Consider the following 17,522-nt stretch of genomic DNA (forward strand, 5'->3'; position numbering starts at 1 on the left):
ATACGCAAGCAATTAAGTAACGCGGAATCTGAAGATGGCTGAACCACGTTTCGTACACCTGCGGGTGCATAGCGACTACTCCATGATCGATGGGCTGGCGAAGACCGGGCCGCTGGTAAAAAAGGCGGCCGCGCTTGGCATGCCTGCGCTGGCGATCACCGATTTTACCAACCTGTGTGGCCTGGTGAAGTTCTACGGAACGGCACATGGCGCGGGGATGAAGCCTGTCGTCGGTGCGGATTTTCATGTGCAGAGCGATCTCATCGGCGATGAACTGACGCAAATTTCCGTGCTGGCTATGAACAACACGGGCTACCAGAACCTCACTCTGCTTATTTCGAAAGCCTATCAGCGCGGCTATGGTGCGCTGGGCCCGTGGATCGACCGGGACTGGCTGGCGGAACTGAACGAAGGGCTGCTGCTGATCTCCGGTGGCCGCATGGGCGACGTCGGCAAATGCCTGCTGCGTGGCAACAGCGCGCTGGTGGATCAGTGCGTCTCGTTTTATGAAGAATATTTCCCGGATCGTTACTATCTGGAATTGATCCGCACCGGCCGCCAGGACGAAGAGAGCTATCTGCACGCCGCTGTTGCGCTGGCTGAAGAGCGCGGTTTGCCCGTGGTGGCGACGAATGATGTGCGTTTCCTGGAATCCGGCGATTTTGACGCCCACGAAATTCGTGTGGCGATCCATGATGGCTTCACCCTTGACGATCCAAAGCGCCCGCGTAATTACTCATCGCAGCAGTATATGCGCAGCGAAGAGGAGATGTGCGAGCTCTTTTCCGATATCCCTGAAGCGCTGGAAAACAGCGTAGAGATTGCCAAGCGCTGTAACGTCACCGTGCGCCTCGGCGAATACTTCCTGCCGCAATTCCCGACGGGTGACATGACGACGGAAGATTTCCTGGTCATGAAATCGAAGGAGGGTCTGGAAGAGCGTCTCGAATTCCTCTTCCCGGATGAAGAAGAACGTAAAAAACGTCGTCCGGAGTATGACGAGCGTCTGGATATAGAGCTTCAGGTTATCAACCAGATGGGCTTCCCCGGCTACTTCCTGATCGTTATGGAGTTCATTCAGTGGTCGAAGGATAACGGCGTACCGGTAGGTCCGGGCCGTGGCTCCGGTGCGGGCTCGCTGGTGGCGTATGCATTAAAAATTACCGACCTCGATCCGCTGGAATTCGACCTGCTGTTCGAACGTTTCCTCAACCCGGAACGTGTTTCCATGCCCGACTTCGACGTCGACTTCTGCATGGAGAAACGCGATCAGGTGATCGAGCACGTAGCGGACATGTATGGCCGTGACGCGGTATCGCAGATCATTACCTTCGGTACCATGGCGGCGAAAGCGGTTATCCGCGACGTGGGTCGTGTACTCGGCCACCCGTACGGTTTCGTCGATCGTATTTCTAAGCTGGTGCCGCCCGATCCGGGCATGACGCTGGCAAAAGCGTTTGAAGCCGAACCTCAGCTGCCGGAAATCTACGAAGCTGACGAAGAAGTCAAAGCCCTGATCGACATGGCGCGCAAGCTGGAAGGCGTCACGCGTAACGCCGGTAAGCATGCAGGTGGCGTGGTTATTGCTCCGACCAAAATTACCGACTTCGCGCCGCTCTACTGCGATGAAGCGGGTGAGCATCCAGTCACTCAGTTTGATAAGAACGACGTGGAATACGCCGGGCTGGTGAAGTTTGACTTCCTCGGCCTGCGTACGCTGACGATCATCGACTGGGCACTGAAGATGATCAACCCGCGCCGGGAAAAGCAGGGCCTTGAACCGATAGACATTGCTGCCATCCCGCTGGATGACAAGAAAAGTTTCGACATGCTGCAGCGCTCGGAGACCACCGCGGTCTTCCAGCTTGAATCCCGCGGCATGAAGGACCTGATCAAGCGCCTGCAGCCTGACTGCTTCGAAGATATGATCGCACTGGTGGCGCTGTTCCGCCCGGGGCCGCTGCAGTCGGGGATGGTAGATAACTTTATCGACCGTAAGCACGGTCGCGAAGAGATTTCCTACCCGGACGTGCAGTGGCAGCATGAAAGCCTGAAACCGGTACTGGAGCCGACCTACGGCATCATCCTGTACCAGGAACAGGTCATGCAGATTGCTCAGGTGCTTTCTGGTTATACCCTCGGCGGCGCGGACATGCTGCGTCGTGCTATGGGGAAGAAAAAACCGGAAGAGATGGCCAAGCAGCGCTCCATCTTTGAAGACGGTGCGAAGAAAAACGGCGTTGACGGCGAGCTGGCGATGAAAATCTTCGACCTGGTGGAGAAATTCGCCGGGTACGGATTTAACAAATCCCACTCTGCCGCCTATGCGCTAGTCTCATACCAGACGCTGTGGCTGAAAGCGCACTATCCTGCTGAATTTATGGCGGCGGTAATGACTGCCGATATGGATAACACCGAGAAGGTCGTTGGCCTGGTGGATGAGTGCTGGCGCATGGGGCTCAAGATCCTGCCGCCGGATATTAACTCGGGGCTTTACCATTTCCACGTCAACGACGACGGGGAGATCGTTTACGGGATCGGTGCGATCAAGGGCGTGGGTGAAGGGCCGATCGAGGCGATCATCGAAGCGCGTAACAACGGCGGCTATTTCCGCGAGCTGTTCGATCTGTGCGCCCGTACCGATACCAAAAAACTGAACCGCCGCGTACTGGAAAAGCTGATCATGTCCGGCGCGTTCGACAGGCTGGGGCCGCACCGCGCTGCGTTGATGAACTCCCTCGGCGATGCCCTGAAAGCGGCGGACCAGCACGCGAAAGCGGAAGCCATTGGGCAGGCAGATATGTTCGGTGTGCTGGCGGAGGAGCCGGAGCAGATTGAGCAGTCGTATTCTAACTGCCAGCCGTGGCCAGAACAGGTCGTGCTGGATGGCGAGCGTGAAACGTTAGGCTTGTACCTGACGGGTCACCCGATCAACCAGTACATCAAAGAAATTGAGCGCTATGTCGGCGGCCACAGGCTAAAAGACATGCATCCGACAGAACGTGGTAAAATTACCACGGCTGCGGGGCTCGTGATTGCTGCAAGGGTTATGGTCACCAAGCGCGGCAATCGTATCGGCATCTGTACGTTGGATGACCGTTCCGGGCGTCTGGAGGTGATGTTGTTCACCGACGCGCTGGATAAATACCAGCAATTGCTGGAAAAAGACCGCATACTTATCGTCAGCGGACAGGTCAGCTTTGATGACTTCAGCGGGGGGCTTAAAATGACCGCCCGCGAAGTGATGGACATTGACGAAGCCCGGGAAAAATATGCTCGCGGGCTTGCTATCTCGCTGACGGACAGGCAAATTGATGACCAGCTTTTAAACCGACTCCGTCAGTCTCTGGAACCCCACCGCTCGGGGACAATTCCAGTACATCTCTACTATCAGAGGGCGGATGCACGTGCGCGGTTGCGCTTTGGTGCAACGTGGCGTGTCTCTCCGAGCGATCGTTTATTGAACGATCTCCGTGGCCTCATTGGTTCGGAGCAGGTGGAACTGGAGTTTGACTAATACAGGAATACTATGAGTCTGAATTTCCTTGATTTCGAACAGCCGATTGCTGAGCTGGAAGCGAAAATCGATTCTCTGACAGCGGTAAGCCGTCAGGATGAAAAACTGGATATTAACATCGACGAAGAAGTGCATCGTCTGCGTGAAAAAAGCGTAGAGCTGACGCGCAAAATCTTTGCCGATCTCGGCGCATGGCAGATCGCCCAACTGGCGCGTCATCCACAGCGTCCGTACACCCTGGATTATGTCCGCCTGGCGTTTGACGAATTTGACGAACTGGCAGGCGATCGCGCATACGCTGACGACAAAGCTATCGTCGGCGGTATCGCGCGTCTGGACGGACGCCCGGTGATGATCATTGGTCATCAGAAAGGGCGTGAAACCAAAGAGAAAATCCGTCGTAACTTCGGTATGCCTGCACCTGAAGGCTACCGCAAGGCCCTGCGTCTGATGGAGATGGCTGAGCGTTTCAACATGCCAATCATCACCTTCATCGACACCCCGGGTGCATACCCTGGCGTGGGCGCGGAAGAGCGCGGTCAGTCTGAAGCCATCGCCCGTAACCTGCGCGAGATGTCCCGCCTGAAGGTGCCGGTCATCTGTACCGTCATCGGTGAAGGTGGTTCAGGTGGTGCGCTGGCCATTGGCGTGGGCGATAAAGTGAATATGCTGCAGTACAGCACCTATTCCGTTATCTCTCCGGAAGGCTGTGCGTCCATTCTGTGGAAAAGCGCTGATAAAGCGCCGCTGGCCGCAGAAGCGATGGGCATCATTGCCCCACGTCTGAAAGAGCTGAAGCTGATCGATACCGTGATCCCGGAACCGCTGGGTGGCGCGCATCGTAAGCCGGAAGTGATGGCTGCTTCCCTGAAAGCCCAGCTGCTGGCTGACCTGGCCGATCTGGACGTCCTGAGCAAAGAAGACCTGCTCAACCGTCGTTATCAGCGTCTGATGACTTACGGCTACGCGTAAGCTTCACAATTATCTGAAAAGCCGCACAATGTTGCGGCTTTTTTTATACCCGCCGTTTACCTTAACTATGCTTAGCTAATGTTTTTCAAGGAGGTAGACCGTGAACATCATTGCCATTATGGGGCCGCACGGCGTCTTTTATAAAGACGAGCCCATCAAGGAGCTGGAGCAAGCCCTTCAGTCGCGCGGGTATCAGCTCATCTGGCCGCACAACAGCGCCGACCTGCTGAAGTTTATTGAGCATAACCCGCGAATCTGTGGCGTGATCTTCGACTGGGACGAATACGATCTGGAGCTGTGCAGCGAGATCAACAAGCTGAACGAATATCTCCCGCTGTATGCCTTTATCAATACCCACTCGACCATGGACGTCAGCGCGCATGATATGCGGATGGCGCTGTGGTTCTTTGAATATTCTCTCGGCGTGGCGGAAGATATCGCGACCCGCATTCAGCAGTACACGGGTGAATACCTCGATAACATTACGCCGCCCTTTACCCGCGCGCTTTTTACCTATGTGAAAGAGGGGAAATACACCTTCTGCACGCCAGGGCATATGGCCGGAACAGCCTATCAAAAAAGCCCTGTAGGATGTCTGTTCTATGATTTTTTCGGGGGCAACACGCTGAAAGCGGACGTGTCAATTTCGGTCACGGAACTGGGCTCTCTACTGGATCATACCGGCCCGCATCTGGAGGCCGAGGAGTATATTGCCCGCACCTTTGGCGCTGAGCAGAGCTATATGGTGACCAACGGCACCTCGACCTCGAACAAAATCGTCGGGATGTACGCTGCGCCTGCGGGCAGCACGCTGCTGATTGACCGTAACTGCCATAAATCGCTGGCGCACCTGCTGATGATGAGCGACGTGGTGCCGCTCTGGTTATCGCCTACGCGTAACGCGCTGGGGATTCTCGGCGGCATCCCACGCCGGGAGTTCACGCATCAAACCATTGAAAAGAAAGTTGCGGCGATCCCTGGCGCAAGCTGGCCTGTTCATGCGGTGATCACCAATTCCACCTATGACGGCCTGTTATACAACACCAACTGGATCAAGCAGACGCTGGACGTGCCGTCGATCCACTTCGATTCTGCGTGGGTGCCTTATACCAATTTTCACCCGATTTATTCGGGTAAGAGCGGGATGAGCGGCGAGCGCGTGCCGGGCAAAGTGTTCTTCGAAACGCAATCGACCCACAAAATGCTGGCCGCCTTTTCCCAAGCGTCTCTTATTCACATCAAAGGCGAGTACGACGAGGATACCTTCAACGAAGCCTTTATGATGCATACCACCACCTCACCGAGCTATCCGCTGGTGGCATCTATCGAAACCGCGGCGGCGATGCTGCGCGGCAACCCGGGTAAACGCCTGATAAACCGCTCGGTGGAGCGGGCGCTGCATTTCCGTAAAGAGGTCCAGCGGCTGAAAGATGAGGCAGACGGCTGGTTCTTTGATATCTGGCAGCCGGAAGAGATCGACGAGGCCGAGTGCTGGCCCGTTGCGCCTGGGGAGAGCTGGCACGGCTTCCGCGATGCCGATGCGGACCACATGTTCCTCGATCCGGTTAAGGTGACGATCCTGACGCCTGGCATGGACGAGCAGGGTGTAATGGGTGATGAAGGTATTCCCGCCGCGCTGGTGGCGAAGTTCCTTGATGAGCGCGGCGTGGTAGTGGAGAAGACCGGCCCCTATAATTTGTTGTTCCTGTTCAGTATCGGGATCGATAAAACCCGGGCAATGGGTCTGCTGCGCGGGCTGATGGAGTTTAAGCGTGCCTACGATCTCAACCTGCGGGTGAAGAACATGCTGCCGGATCTCTACGCGGAAGATCCTGACTTCTACCGCAATATGCGCATTCAGGATCTGGCCCAGGGGATCCACAGATTGATCCGCCAGCACGATCTGCCGCGCCTCATGCTTCAGGCGTTTGACGTCCTGCCTGACATGAAGCTGACGCCTCACAAGGCCTGGCAGCGGCAGGTAAAAGGTGAGGTAGAAACCGTTGAGCTGGAAAATCTGGTCGGGCGCGTGTCGGCCAATATGATCCTGCCTTACCCACCGGGTGTACCGCTGCTGATGCCGGGGGAAATGATCACCGAGGAGAGCCGGGCAGTGCTCGATTTTCTGCTGATGCTCTGTTCGGTGGGGCGTCACTATCCGGGTTTCGAGACGGATATTCATGGTGCGAAGCGCGATGAGCACGGCGTTTACTGGGTGCGAGTCCTAAAATAAGGGTGACCGCTTGCCAGGTGCGGGTTCTCGGTTGTAACGTTCAGGCATCATAAAAAGGAGAAGCTATGCTGGGTTTAAAAGCGGTTCACCATATTGCGATCATTGCTACCGATTACGCGAAAAGTAAGGCCTTCTATTGTGACATTCTTGGCTTTACGCTGTTGAGCGAGGCCTACCGCGAGGAGCGTGACTCCTGGAAGGGGGATCTCGCTTTAAACGGGCAATATGTGATTGAGCTGTTCTCTTTTCCCTTCCCGCCTGCGCGCCCGTCGCGCCCGGAAGCCTGTGGACTGCGCCATCTTGCCTTCAGCGTTGATGATCTGGATAACGCAGTAAAACATCTGGAAGCGCGCGGCGTGACGTGTGAACCGATCCGTGTCGATCCCTTCACCGACAAGCGTTTTACCTTTTTTAACGACCCGGATGGTTTGCCGCTGGAGCTTTACCAGCAGTAATGTTTGTCCTGTGTGATAATGCCCGCTCAGTTCGGGCATTTTTTATGTGTAATTTCCTATGACCTTACCCGCTATCGCACAAGCTGTTTCACCGTACCGCCAGCTGCTGGTGGGGTTTAGCGGTGGCCTGGATTCCACCGTTCTGCTCCATCGCCTGAAACGCTGGCGCGACCGGGAGCCTGACGTCCAGCTTCGGGCTATGCACATCCATCATGGATTAAGTCCTCACGCTGAGGAGTGGGTGGCGCACTGTGAAGCCTTGTGTGCGGCCTGGGCGATCCCGTTCATCGCTGAGCGCGTCACGCTCATTGATGAGGGGAAGGGCATCGAGGCACAGGCGCGGAAAGCCCGCTATGCCGCTTTTTCCGCGGCATTACTTCCTGGCGAAGCGCTGGTCACGGCTCAGCATCTGGACGATCAGTGCGAAACTTTTTTGCTGGCGCTTAAGCGGGGAAGCGGACCGGCGGGGCTGTCCGCCATGCCTGCACGATCTGAGTTTGCCGGGACGCAATTGCTGCGCCCGCTGCTGGGCGAGACGCGGGCGTCGCTGGAAGCCTGGGCGCGGGAATATCAGCTGAACTGGATAGAAGACGAGAGTAACCAGGACGACAGTTACGATCGTAATTTCCTGCGCCTGCGCATCCTGCCGCTGTTGAGCGAGCGCTGGCCGCATTTCGCCGACGCGACAGCGAGAAGCGCCATACTGTGTGCTGAACAGGAATTGTTGCTGGATGAACTGTTGAGTGCGGATCTGGCTGACCTGATTTCTGAAGACGGAGCACTGGCGATAGCGCCCCTGGAGGCGATGAGCCCGGTGCGCCGCGCCGCACTGTTACGCCGCTGGCTGGCTACTCATCATGCAGCGATGCCGTCGCGGGCGATGCTGAGCCGGATCTGGGACGAAGTCGCGCAGGCGCGGGAAGATGCTTCCCCCTGCGTGTATCTGAATGGTTTTGAGGTCAGGCGCTATAAAGGCAAACTCTGGCGGGTCAAATCCACGCCTTCACTGACTGAGGTGGTACTCGACTGGGCGTCGCCAGAGGTACCGCTGATATTGCCCTGTGATGCAGGGAGCGTCTCTTTGAGCCCGTCCGGTCATGTGCGTCTGCCGAAGCCTGGTGAGCCGGTAACCGTACGCTTCAAGGCTGGTGGTTTGCTGCATATTGTCGGGCGCAACGGGGGACGGAAGCTTAAGAAGATATGGCAGGAGTGCAGCGTGCCGCCGTGGCGACGTGATACCACGCCACTGCTGTTTTACGGTGAAACGTTGATGGCTGCTGCCGGGGTTTTCATCACGGAAGAGGGATGGTCAGAAGAAGGGGTCAGTTTTGATTGGCAGAAAATGTAACGGGCAGCCAGGCTGCCCGTAAGTGTCATCAGGATTCGCTCACCACGACTGTGCCGATTTGCGGGTGGCTGAAGCTGGCTATTTTATCCAGACGTAGCTCACGCGTTGCACTGCCGTCTTCAACAACCAGATATTCCACGTTTTTACGTGAAACCAGATCGCTGGCTTTTGCCTTCAATACTTCGCCATCTTTTAGCTCCAGCGTCAGTATTAAATGATGCTGGCAGGCGAGTTCGAGGTTGTCATAGTCATCACAATTGATGGGTTGATAAGTATCATTCATCGACATAATCGCTCACCAGTAAATTCGCCGCAGCGTACGCTGCTTTTTCCCTGACCGACTCTGAAAGGCTCTCATCAGAGGCCACTTCATTAAGCACTTTCAATACACAGCCCAACGCGTCCGGGACATACCCCAGATCTCCGCTGGCGATTTCCGCATACCGTTTGCGAATTAACTCACAATAATTATTCACATCCCCTCCCGCCAGCGCACTGACTTACTGTGAGATATCATTAAGCCTACGAAGATAAACTCGGTTTAGCAAGGTGACTATACCATACTCATTTAAGCAATATCAGCGCCTTGACAGGTGTGATTTATCACCGCGTGACAGCCTTTTGCCTCTGTTTTCGCTACAATGTGCCCCTGATTCGAATGGAGTTCTCTCATGGCGCTTAAAGCGACAATTTATAAAGCAGTGGTCAATGTGGCCGATCTTGATCGCAACCAGTTTCTGGATGCGTCGCTGACGCTGGCGCGCCACCCCTCCGAAACCCAGGAGCGTATGATGCTGCGCCTGCTGGCGTGGATTAAATATGCCAACGAGCGGCTGCAGTTTACCCGCGGCTTAAGCGCAGAGGACGAGCCAGAAGCCTGGCTGCGAAACGATCACCTGGGCATCGACCTGTGGATCGAGCTCGGTCTGCCGGACGAGCGTCGGATTAAAAAGGCCTGTACCCAGTCCGCTGAAGTGGCGTTATTCGCCTATAACCAGCGCGCGGCGGAGATCTGGTGGCAACAAAACAAGAATAAATGTGCGCAGTATAAAAATCTCACCGTCTGGTATCTGGATGATGAACAGCTGGCGCAGCTCAGTGAGTTTGCCGGCCGGACGATGGTGCTGCAGGCAACCATTCAGGACGGCGCCATCTGGCTCTCTGATTCTCAGAATAATCTGGAAATTCATCTGGCGGCCTGGCAGCCTGCGTCATGATTGTTTTGTCCCGAAACGTCAGCATCCCTGATAATGAGCTGGAGATCACCGCCATCCGTGCTCAGGGGGCGGGTGGACAGCACGTCAATAAGGCGTCAACGGCGATCCATTTGCGTTTTGACATTCGGGCATCAAGCCTGCCAGAGTATTATAAAGAGAGTCTGCTTGCTGCCAGCCATCATCTGATCACCAGCGAAGGTGTGATTGTGATTAAAGCCCAGGAGTACCGCAGCCAGGAGTTAAACCGGGAAGCGGCGATAGCCAGGCTGGTGGCCGTTATTAAAGAATTAACAGCAGTACAAAAAAGCCGCCGGGCAACGCGGCCAACCCGCGCATCGAAAGAGCGTCGGTTGTCCTCGAAAGCCCAAAAATCCACAGTGAAAGCACTACGCGGTAAAGTTCGTCGCCCGATGGAGTGACGAAAGGGAACACACTTTTCATAAGGAATTCATTGTGAAAAAAGCATTATTTTCAGCGCTGGCAGTGAGTACGCTGTTTGCGCTTTTCGGGTGTAACAACCGTTCTGAAACGCAGGTTTTGCAGTCCTCGCAGAATGAAGCGTTAAAGCCTATGCAGCAGAGCTGGCGCGGCGTATTGCCTTGTGCAGACTGTGAAGGCATCGAAACGTCCCTGTTCCTGCAAAAAGACGGCACCTGGGTTATGAACCAGCGTTATCAGGGCGCTAAAGAACCCTCTTCGTTTGCGACCTACGGAACTTGGGCGCGTACAGCGGAAAAGCTGGTCCTGACGGATTCCACGGGTGAGAAAACGTATTTCCGCGCCAAAGGTGAGGGGATGGAGATGCTCGACCGCGAGGGCAACCCGATTGAATCCCAGTTCAATTATACGCTTGCGCCGGTGAAAGCGGCCCTGCCTGCTACGCCGATGCCAATGCGGGGTATGTATTTCTATATGGCGGATGCGGCGATCTTTACCGACTGTGCAACGGGTAAGAAAGTCAGCGTGGCGAACAACGCGCAGCTTGAACGTGATTACGCCGTGGCGCGTGGCAATGACAGCAAGCCGGTATTGCTGACCGTAGATGGTCACTTTACGCTGGAGCCAAACCCGGATAGCGGAGAGAGCGTGAAAACGCTGGTGGTGGATAAAGAGGCGAAATTTATCGCAGGCAAAGACTGTAACAGTCAATAAGCTGACGATTATCCATTAAAAAACCCCGCCTGAGCGGGGTTTTTTGTTTAGGCTTTGATGGCTTTCACCAGGTAATCAAGAATATCGCCTGTCTTGATCATCTGTTTCTCGCCGCTACGACGGTATTTGTATTCGATCTCATCGCTGTCGAGGTTACGGTCACCGATGACCACCGTGTGTGGAATACCAATCAGTTCCATATCGGCGAACATCACGCCCGGACGCTCTTTACGGTCATCCATCAGCACTTCGATACCCTGAGCACGCAGCTCGGCGTACAGCTTCTCAGCCAGTTCCTGCACACGGTAGGATTTGTGCATGTTCATTGGCAGAATCGCAACCTGGAACGGAGCGATATTGTCCGGCCAGACGATGCCGCGCTCGTCGTAGTTCTGTTCAATGGCCGCCGCGACCACACGAGTGACCCCGATACCGTAGCAGCCCATGGTCAGGATCTGGTTACGGCCATCTTCACCCTGAACGGCGGCGTTCAGTGCGCGAGAGTATTTGTCACCCAGCTGGAAGATGTGACCGACTTCGATACCGCGCTTAATCATCAGGGTGCCCTGACCGTCCGGACTTGGATCGCCTGCGACCACGTTACGGATGTCTGCCACTTCAGGCGTCGCCACGTCGCGATCCCAGTTAATACCGAAGTAATGTTTACCGTCGATGTTAGCGCCGGCGGAGAAGTCGCTCATCACAGCAACAGTGCGGTCAATAACAACCGGAACCGGCAAATTAACCGGGCCGAGAGAGCCAGGACCTGCATTGACCACGGCACGGATTTCCGCTTCTGTTGCAAACGTCAGCGGGCTCGCGACCTGCGGCAGCTTCTCTGCTTTCACTTCGTTCAGCTCGTGATCGCCACGCACCAGCAGGGCAACCAGCGGGTAAGCGCTGCCTTCGGTAGATTTCACCAGCAGCGTTTTGACGGTTTTTTCAATCGGCAGACCAAACTGCTCAACCAGCTCAGCAATGGTTTTCGCGTTTGGCGTATCAACCAGCGTCATCTCCTGCGTTGCAGCGCCACGTGGTTCTTTTGGTGCCAGCGCTTCCGCAAATTCGATGTTCGCGGCGTAATCTGAAGAGTCCGAGAAGATCACATCGTCTTCACCGCTCTGCGCCAGTACCTGGAATTCATGGGATGCGCTGCCACCGATGGAGCCGGTATCAGCCTGCACAGCGCGGAAATCCAGACCCATGCGGGAGAAGATTTTGCTGTATGCCTCGTACATTTTGTCGTAGGTCTCTTGCAGCGATTCCTGAGAGGTATGGAAAGAGTAAGCATCTTTCATCAGGAATTCGCGAGAGCGCATCACCCCGAAACGAGGACGAACTTCATCACGGAACTTGGTCTGAATCTGGAAGAAGTTCAGCGGCAGCTGTTTGTAAGAGCTCAGCTCGTTACGGATCAGGTCGGTAATGACCTCTTCATGCGTTGGGCCGAGAACGAATGGACGCTCGCCGCGATCGACGAAGCGCAGCAGCTCTGGGCCATATTGTTCCCAACGGCCGCTCTCCTGCCACAGGTCAGCGGGCTGAACCACCGGCATGGACACCTCGATAGCACCGGCGTTGTTCATCTCTTCACGCACGATGTTTTCGACTTTTTTCAGGACGCGCACGCCGGTCGGCAGCCAGGTATATAACCCGGAGGCCAGCTTGCGGATCATCCCGGCGCGCAGCATCAGCTGATGGCTGATCACTTCGGCGTCGGCAGGCGTCTCCTTCAGAGTGGAGAGCAGATATTGGCTAGTACGCATGTTGTTACGGTTCCATTTCGACGATTGGAACAGGCTGAAACACCAGCCTGACACAAAAAAAGTGGTTTAGTTTACCAGTGTGGCAAAGATGCCAAAAGAGAGGAGAACAAAATTACCTGGGTTCAAGGGCAAACACTTCAAAACCTGCCCCGGCGACGCGCCAGCGCACGTTAAAATCCAGCAGCCAGACGGCGTATGTTTTTCCTGCTTCCTCTTCTTTACGGTAGGCTGGACGGGGGTCCTGTGCCAGCACTTCGGTGATGAAATTCCGCAAACGAGGATAGCGCTTCTCCATCTGGCTAAGCTGCGAGGCGATCTCAGGGGTAAAAGAGACAGGCATATCCGCCTGCGGTGCATCCTGAGCATAACTTGCGCGCGCGTCCGGGAGCGCTTCCGCGAAGGGCAAATAGGGTTTGATGTCGATAACCGGCGTGCCGTCCACCAGGTCCAGACTGCCTAATTCCAGTATCACCCGATCTTTCTGACAACGTATGCCTTTCAGTTCAACCAACGACATCCCGATCGGGTTTGGACGGAAGGTCGAGCGAGTCGCAAATACGCCCATTCGCGCATTTCCACCCAGACGAGGAGGGCGCACGGTTGGTCGCCAGCCGCCTTCCATCGTCTGATGAAAGACAAATACCACCCATAAATGGCTAAATGCCTCAAGCCCGCGTACCGCATCGGCCTGGTTGTAAGGCGCCAGAAGATGAAGCTCGCCCCCGCCGCTGGTCACCAGACCCGGCTGGCGAGGCACGGCGAACTTCTCTTTATAGGGAGAGTGGATAACGCCTATCTGCTCAAACTGAAATGCACTCATTTCGCCGTAATGTTCAGCGCAGAACCGATGCAAACCGCCTGACGATAGCAGCCCGGCGTGCCGCTGGTGACTTCACAGCTGTGCAGCAAAACCGCGTTGGCTTTCATTTTGGCAGCGTTAATCTGCATGCGTTTACGCGCTGTCGGGATATTCGGCGGAGAGTCCTGATTGGTTGCCTGACAGGATTCACCGCTTACTTCACCCAGTTCACGGAACGGTTTACCGACGAGTTCGTCAGCTTTCGTGATAATGCGAACCGGCGCAGGGCGAACCACTTTCGGTTTCGCAGGCTCTGTTTTTGGCGGGGTTGCCGTGCTTTGAACAGGTTCAACAGGAGATCTGCTTAGCATAGAACAGCCGCTCAGCATGAGTGCTAAAAGACAGATCGGTAAAGCACGCATAATAATTCCTCAATGGATAATCAAAACGTCAGATATTGAATCAGTTGACTGCACAAATGACAAGACGGGCATAAGCCCGTCCTGATGATATTACACTGAGGTGAGATTACCAGCCTTTAACCGCGCCACCGTTAAACACTTTGTTGGCTTCCTGGTAAACTTCGTCAGACTGATAAGCCTGTACGAACTTCTTCACGTTTTCCGCGTCTTTGTTGTCTTCGCGAGTCACGATCAGGTTAACGTACGGGGAGTCTTTATCTTCAACGAAGATACCGTCTTTCGCTGGCGTCAGGCCAATCTGGCTGGCGTAAGTGGTGTTGATAACGGCCAGAGAAATCTGCGCATCGTCCAGAGAACGTGGCAGCTGTGGGGCTTCCAGCTCAACAATTTTCAGATTTTTCGGGTTCTCGGTGACATCCAGAACGGTTGGCAGCAGGCCAACACCATCTTTCAGTTTGATCAGGCCCACTTTCTGCAGCAGCAGCAGGGAACGACCAAGGTTGGTTGGGTCGTTAGGCACCGCAACCTGAGAGCCCGGCTGCAGTTCATCCAGTGATTTAATCTTCTTGGAGTAACCGGCAATCGGATAAACGAAGGTGTTACCGACACCCACCAGTTTATAGCCACGATCTTTGATCTGCTGATCCAGGTAAGGCTTATGCTGGAAGGCGTTAGCGTCGATATCGCCTTTGCTCAGCGCTTCGTTTGGCAGAACGTAATCGTTGAAGGTCACCAGCTCAACGTCCAGGCCGTATTTCTCTTTCGCCACTTTCTGGGCAACTTCAGCAACCTGCTGTTCTGCACCTACGATAACGCCCACTTTGATGTGGTTTGGATCTTTTTCGTCCTGACCGCAACCCACCAGTGCCAGAGAGCCAATAAGCGCGCCTACTGCTGCAAAGGTCTTTAATTTAAACGCCATGTTTTATCCTTAACTCGTCGAGTTTGTGTTGTGTGTAACGTTATTTGTGAGTAACAGCCCGGACGATGCGATCGCCAGAGAATTGGATTAAGTAAACCAGCACAACCAGCAATACCAGAACGGTATTCATTACGGTAGCGTTATAACCAATATAGCCGTACTGGTAGCCAATCTGGCCTAAACCGCCGGCACCTACGGCACCACCCATCGCGGAATACCCCACCAGAGTAATAAGCGTAATCGTGGCCGCATTCACCAGGCCTGGCAGTGCTTCAGGCAGCAGTACCTTGCGGACGATCTGCATTGGTGTTGCGCCCATCGCACGAGAGGCCTCGATCAAACCCGTCGGGATCTCCAGCAGGGCGTTTTCCACCATACGGGCGATAAACGGCGCAGCGCCTACCGTCAACGGAACAATGGCCGCCTGCAGACCGATTGACGTACCAACGATCACGCGGGTAAATGGAATCATCCACACCAGCAAAATAATGAACGGGATGGAACGGAAGATGTTAACCAGCGCAGAGAGCGTACGGTAGAGCTTCGCGTTCTCAATGATTTGACCCGGACGCGTGACATACAGCAGTACGCCGACCGGCAGGCCAATCACAAAACCAAAGAAACCCGATACGAAGGTCATTGCCAGCGTTTCCCAAACGCCGCGAACCAGCAGCCACATCATCGGCTCAGACATAACCCAGTACCTCTACTTTTACGTGGTGTTCTTGCAGCCAGGCGATTGCCGCCTGGGTTTCTTCTTGTGTGCCGTGCATTTCCGTCAGCATGATGCCGAACTTCACGCCACCGGCGTAATCCATCTGGGCGCTGATAATGTTGTTGTTCACGTTAAAGCGACGCGCGGTTTCGGAAAGCAGAGGGGCATCAACGGACTGACCGGTGAACTCCATGCGCAGCATTGGGACACTGTCTGCCGCGGGTTCAGTTTTCAAACGCTCCAGATAATCTTCCGGAATATCCAGGTGCAGCGTCGACTGAATGAACTGCTGCGCCAGCGGGGTCTTCGGATGGGAGAACACTTCGCTGACGGTATCCTGCTCAATCAGTTCACCGTTGCTGATGACCGCCACGCAGTCGCAGATGCGTTTCACCACATCCATCTCGTGCGTAATAAGGAGGATCGTCAGGCCGAGGCGACGGTTAATGTCTTTCAGCAGTTCCAGAATAGAACGCGTGGTAGCCGGATCCAGTGCGCTGGTCGCTTCATCACACAGCAATACCTTAGGATTGCTAGCCAGTGCGCGGGCAATCGCCACACGCTGCTTTTGACCACCAGACAGATTTGCCGGGTAGCTGTCATGTTTGTCACCCAGACCCACGAGGTCGAGCAGTTCGATAACGCGACGCTTCACTTCTTCTTTCGGTGTGTTGTCCAGCTCCAGCGGCAAGGCGACGTTGCCGAAAACGGTGCGGGAAGCCAGCAGGTTGAAGTGCTGGAAGATCATGCCAATCTGACGACGCGCTTTGGTGAGTTCTTTCTCTGAAAGAGCGGTAAGTTCCTGGCCGCCAACTTCTACGTTACCCTGGGTTGGGCGCTCAAGCAGGTTAACACAACGGATCAGCGTGCTTTTACCTGCACCCGATGCGCCAATGACGCCATAAATTTGACCAGCAGGAACATGCAGGCTGACATTGTTCAGCGCCTGAATGGTTCGGTTCCCCTGCTGGAACACTTTGGTGATATTGGAAAGTTTAATCATTAGATTATTTTTATCGTATGTAAGTTAGCCGTGGCATTTTGTTCTGCCAGATACGGGTGATGACCGTAAACAAAACGGATGTTAAGGCATCCAGACGTCTAAATCAATCCAACTCTGTACGATGAGCACTTTATTGCGCTGCGTTTCATGAGATACTAGCTCAACAGGCCTTTTTCAGGAGCAAACCGGTGGCAAAATCAGTACCCGCAATTTTTCTCGATCGTGATGGCACTATTAATGTGGATCACGGTTATGTCCATGAGATTGATGAGTTCGAATTTATCGAAGGCGTTATAGAGGCAATGCGCCAGCTGAAAGAGATGGGCTACGCGCTGGTGGTCGTAACGAACCAGTCTGGTATTGCGCGCGGTAAATTCACCGAAGCGCAATTCGAGACGCTGACAGAATGGATGGACTGGTCGCTGGCGGATCGCGGGGTCGATCTTGATGGCATTTATTATTGCCCACACCACCCTCAGGGAACCGTAGAAGCGTATCGCCAGACCTGTGATTGCCGTAAACCGCATCCGGGAATGTTTATCTCCGCGCAAGAGTTTCTGCATATCGATATGGCCGCTTCTTATATGGTGGGCGATAAACTTGAAGATATGCAGGCAGCTGCAGCTGCAGGTGTGGGGACCAAAATATTAGTGCGCACGGGTAAGCCTGTTACGCCAGAAGCTGAAAATGCCGCGGATTGGGTGATTAATAGCCTGGCCGAACTGCCAAAAGAGATAAAAAAGCACCAAAAATAGCCGTTCTGGTGAAAAGGTGAGCGGTCGAAATAAAAATGCATATTTCCACTTGTCATTCCTCGGCAGCTCCCTATAATGCGCCTCCATCGACACGGCAGATGTGAATCACTTCACAGACAACCCGGTCGGTTGAAGAGAAAAAATCCTGAAATAACGGGTTGACTCTGAAAGAGGAAAGCGTAATATACGCCACCTCGCAACGATGAGCGAAAGCCGCGTTGCAACTGCTCTTTAACAATTTATCAG

At 54.6% G+C, this 17,522-nt stretch carries 17 protein-coding genes; 9 read left to right on the forward strand and 8 right to left on the reverse strand.

Features of this window, described 5'->3' with window-relative positions:
• Positions 1 to 34 precede the first annotated feature (34 nt).
• The 5 genes from dnaE to tilS all read left to right on the forward strand — a co-directional run bounded on the left by dnaE (position 35) and on the right by tilS (position 8,525).
• Positions 35 to 3,517, forward strand: coding sequence for a DNA polymerase III subunit alpha (gene dnaE, locus AAER43_RS04110; RefSeq protein ID WP_023336775.1), 3,483 nt, complete (start codon positions 35 to 37; stop codon positions 3,515 to 3,517).
• A 12-nt stretch (positions 3,518 to 3,529) separates the two neighbouring features.
• Positions 3,530 to 4,489, forward strand: a complete 960-nt coding sequence (gene accA, locus AAER43_RS04115; protein ID WP_013095666.1) for an acetyl-CoA carboxylase carboxyl transferase subunit alpha — start codon at positions 3,530 to 3,532, stop codon at positions 4,487 to 4,489.
• Positions 4,490 to 4,589: 100 nt separating this feature from the next.
• On the forward strand, positions 4,590 to 6,722 hold the full coding sequence (locus tag AAER43_RS04120) for a lysine decarboxylase LdcC (RefSeq protein WP_050861689.1): 2,133 nt from the start codon (positions 4,590 to 4,592) through the stop codon (positions 6,720 to 6,722).
• A 65-nt stretch (positions 6,723 to 6,787) separates the two neighbouring features.
• Entirely contained in the window at positions 6,788 to 7,177 is a 390-nt protein-coding gene (locus tag AAER43_RS04125; protein WP_047026691.1) for a VOC family protein, read from the forward strand.
• Positions 7,178 to 7,235: 58 nt separating this feature from the next.
• Complete coding sequence (gene tilS, locus AAER43_RS04130) at positions 7,236 to 8,525, forward strand: tRNA lysidine(34) synthetase TilS (RefSeq protein ID WP_057057752.1); 1,290 nt, start codon at positions 7,236 to 7,238, stop codon at positions 8,523 to 8,525.
• Positions 8,526 to 8,553: 28 nt separating this feature from the next.
• Here the strand turns inward: tilS and rof are convergent, their stop codons facing one another.
• Together rof and AAER43_RS04140 are read right to left on the reverse strand one after the other, a co-directional pair.
• On the reverse strand, positions 8,554 to 8,814 hold the full coding sequence (rof, locus tag AAER43_RS04135; protein ID WP_014882644.1) for a Rho-binding antiterminator: 261 nt from the start codon (positions 8,812 to 8,814) through the stop codon (positions 8,554 to 8,556).
• The gene (locus AAER43_RS04140; RefSeq protein ID WP_008501889.1) at positions 8,801 to 9,001 is read right to left on the reverse strand and encodes a YaeP family protein; all 201 of its coding nucleotides are present in this window, start codon (positions 8,999 to 9,001) and stop codon (positions 8,801 to 8,803) included. Before AAER43_RS04140 ends, rof begins: the two co-directional genes overlap by 14 nt.
• 195 nt (positions 9,002 to 9,196) lie before the next feature.
• Between AAER43_RS04140 and AAER43_RS04145 the strand changes: the two genes are divergently transcribed.
• The 3 genes from AAER43_RS04145 to nlpE are packed head-to-tail and all read left to right on the forward strand — an operon-like array spanning position 9,197 to position 10,894.
• Entirely contained in the window at positions 9,197 to 9,742 is a 546-nt protein-coding gene (locus tag AAER43_RS04145; RefSeq protein WP_023339027.1) for a YaeQ family protein, read from the forward strand.
• Positions 9,739 to 10,161, forward strand: coding sequence for an alternative ribosome rescue aminoacyl-tRNA hydrolase ArfB (arfB, locus tag AAER43_RS04150; protein WP_014882646.1), 423 nt, complete (start codon positions 9,739 to 9,741; stop codon positions 10,159 to 10,161). The genes AAER43_RS04145 and arfB overlap by 4 nt, the downstream gene beginning before the upstream one ends.
• A gap of 34 nt (positions 10,162 to 10,195) precedes the next feature.
• On the forward strand, positions 10,196 to 10,894 hold the full coding sequence (gene nlpE, locus AAER43_RS04155; protein ID WP_050861687.1) for an envelope stress response activation lipoprotein NlpE: 699 nt from the start codon (positions 10,196 to 10,198) through the stop codon (positions 10,892 to 10,894).
• A 47-nt stretch (positions 10,895 to 10,941) separates the two neighbouring features.
• Here the strand turns inward: nlpE and proS are convergent, their stop codons facing one another.
• The 6 genes from proS to metN form a co-directional block, all read right to left on the reverse strand.
• Complete coding sequence (gene proS / locus AAER43_RS04160; protein WP_050861686.1) at positions 10,942 to 12,660, reverse strand: proline--tRNA ligase; 1,719 nt, start codon at positions 12,658 to 12,660, stop codon at positions 10,942 to 10,944.
• A 112-nt stretch (positions 12,661 to 12,772) separates the two neighbouring features.
• Positions 12,773 to 13,480 (reverse strand): tRNA (N6-threonylcarbamoyladenosine(37)-N6)-methyltransferase TrmO, encoded by a 708-nt coding sequence (gene tsaA / locus AAER43_RS04165; RefSeq protein WP_050861685.1) that lies wholly within the window; start codon positions 13,478 to 13,480, stop codon positions 12,773 to 12,775.
• Positions 13,477 to 13,881, reverse strand: coding sequence for an Rcs stress response system protein RcsF (gene rcsF / locus AAER43_RS04170; protein ID WP_008501883.1), 405 nt, complete (start codon positions 13,879 to 13,881; stop codon positions 13,477 to 13,479). Before rcsF ends, tsaA begins: the two co-directional genes overlap by 4 nt.
• Positions 13,882 to 13,987: 106 nt before the next feature.
• Positions 13,988 to 14,803, reverse strand: coding sequence for a methionine ABC transporter substrate-binding lipoprotein MetQ (metQ, locus tag AAER43_RS04175; RefSeq protein WP_050861684.1), 816 nt, complete (start codon positions 14,801 to 14,803; stop codon positions 13,988 to 13,990).
• 40 nt (positions 14,804 to 14,843) lie between these two features.
• Positions 14,844 to 15,497 carry a methionine ABC transporter permease MetI gene (locus AAER43_RS04180; RefSeq protein WP_003856130.1) on the reverse strand — a complete coding sequence of 218 codons (654 nt, stop codon included), beginning with the start codon at positions 15,495 to 15,497 and terminating at the stop codon, positions 14,844 to 14,846.
• The gene (gene metN, locus AAER43_RS04185; RefSeq protein ID WP_050861683.1) at positions 15,490 to 16,521 is read right to left on the reverse strand and encodes a methionine ABC transporter ATP-binding protein MetN; all 1,032 of its coding nucleotides are present in this window, start codon (positions 16,519 to 16,521) and stop codon (positions 15,490 to 15,492) included. The genes AAER43_RS04180 and metN overlap by 8 nt, the downstream gene beginning before the upstream one ends.
• 188 nt (positions 16,522 to 16,709) lie before the next feature.
• On the opposite strand from metN, the gene gmhB reads away from it, so the two are divergent.
• Positions 16,710 to 17,276, forward strand: coding sequence for a D-glycero-beta-D-manno-heptose 1,7-bisphosphate 7-phosphatase (gmhB, locus tag AAER43_RS04190; RefSeq protein ID WP_023336781.1), 567 nt, complete (start codon positions 16,710 to 16,712; stop codon positions 17,274 to 17,276).
• The last annotated feature ends 246 nt before the right edge of the window (positions 17,277 to 17,522 follow it).

This window comes from Enterobacter sp. FUJ80071, assembly GCF_038739915.1.
Taxonomy (GTDB): domain Bacteria; phylum Pseudomonadota; class Gammaproteobacteria; order Enterobacterales; family Enterobacteriaceae; genus Enterobacter; species Enterobacter kobei.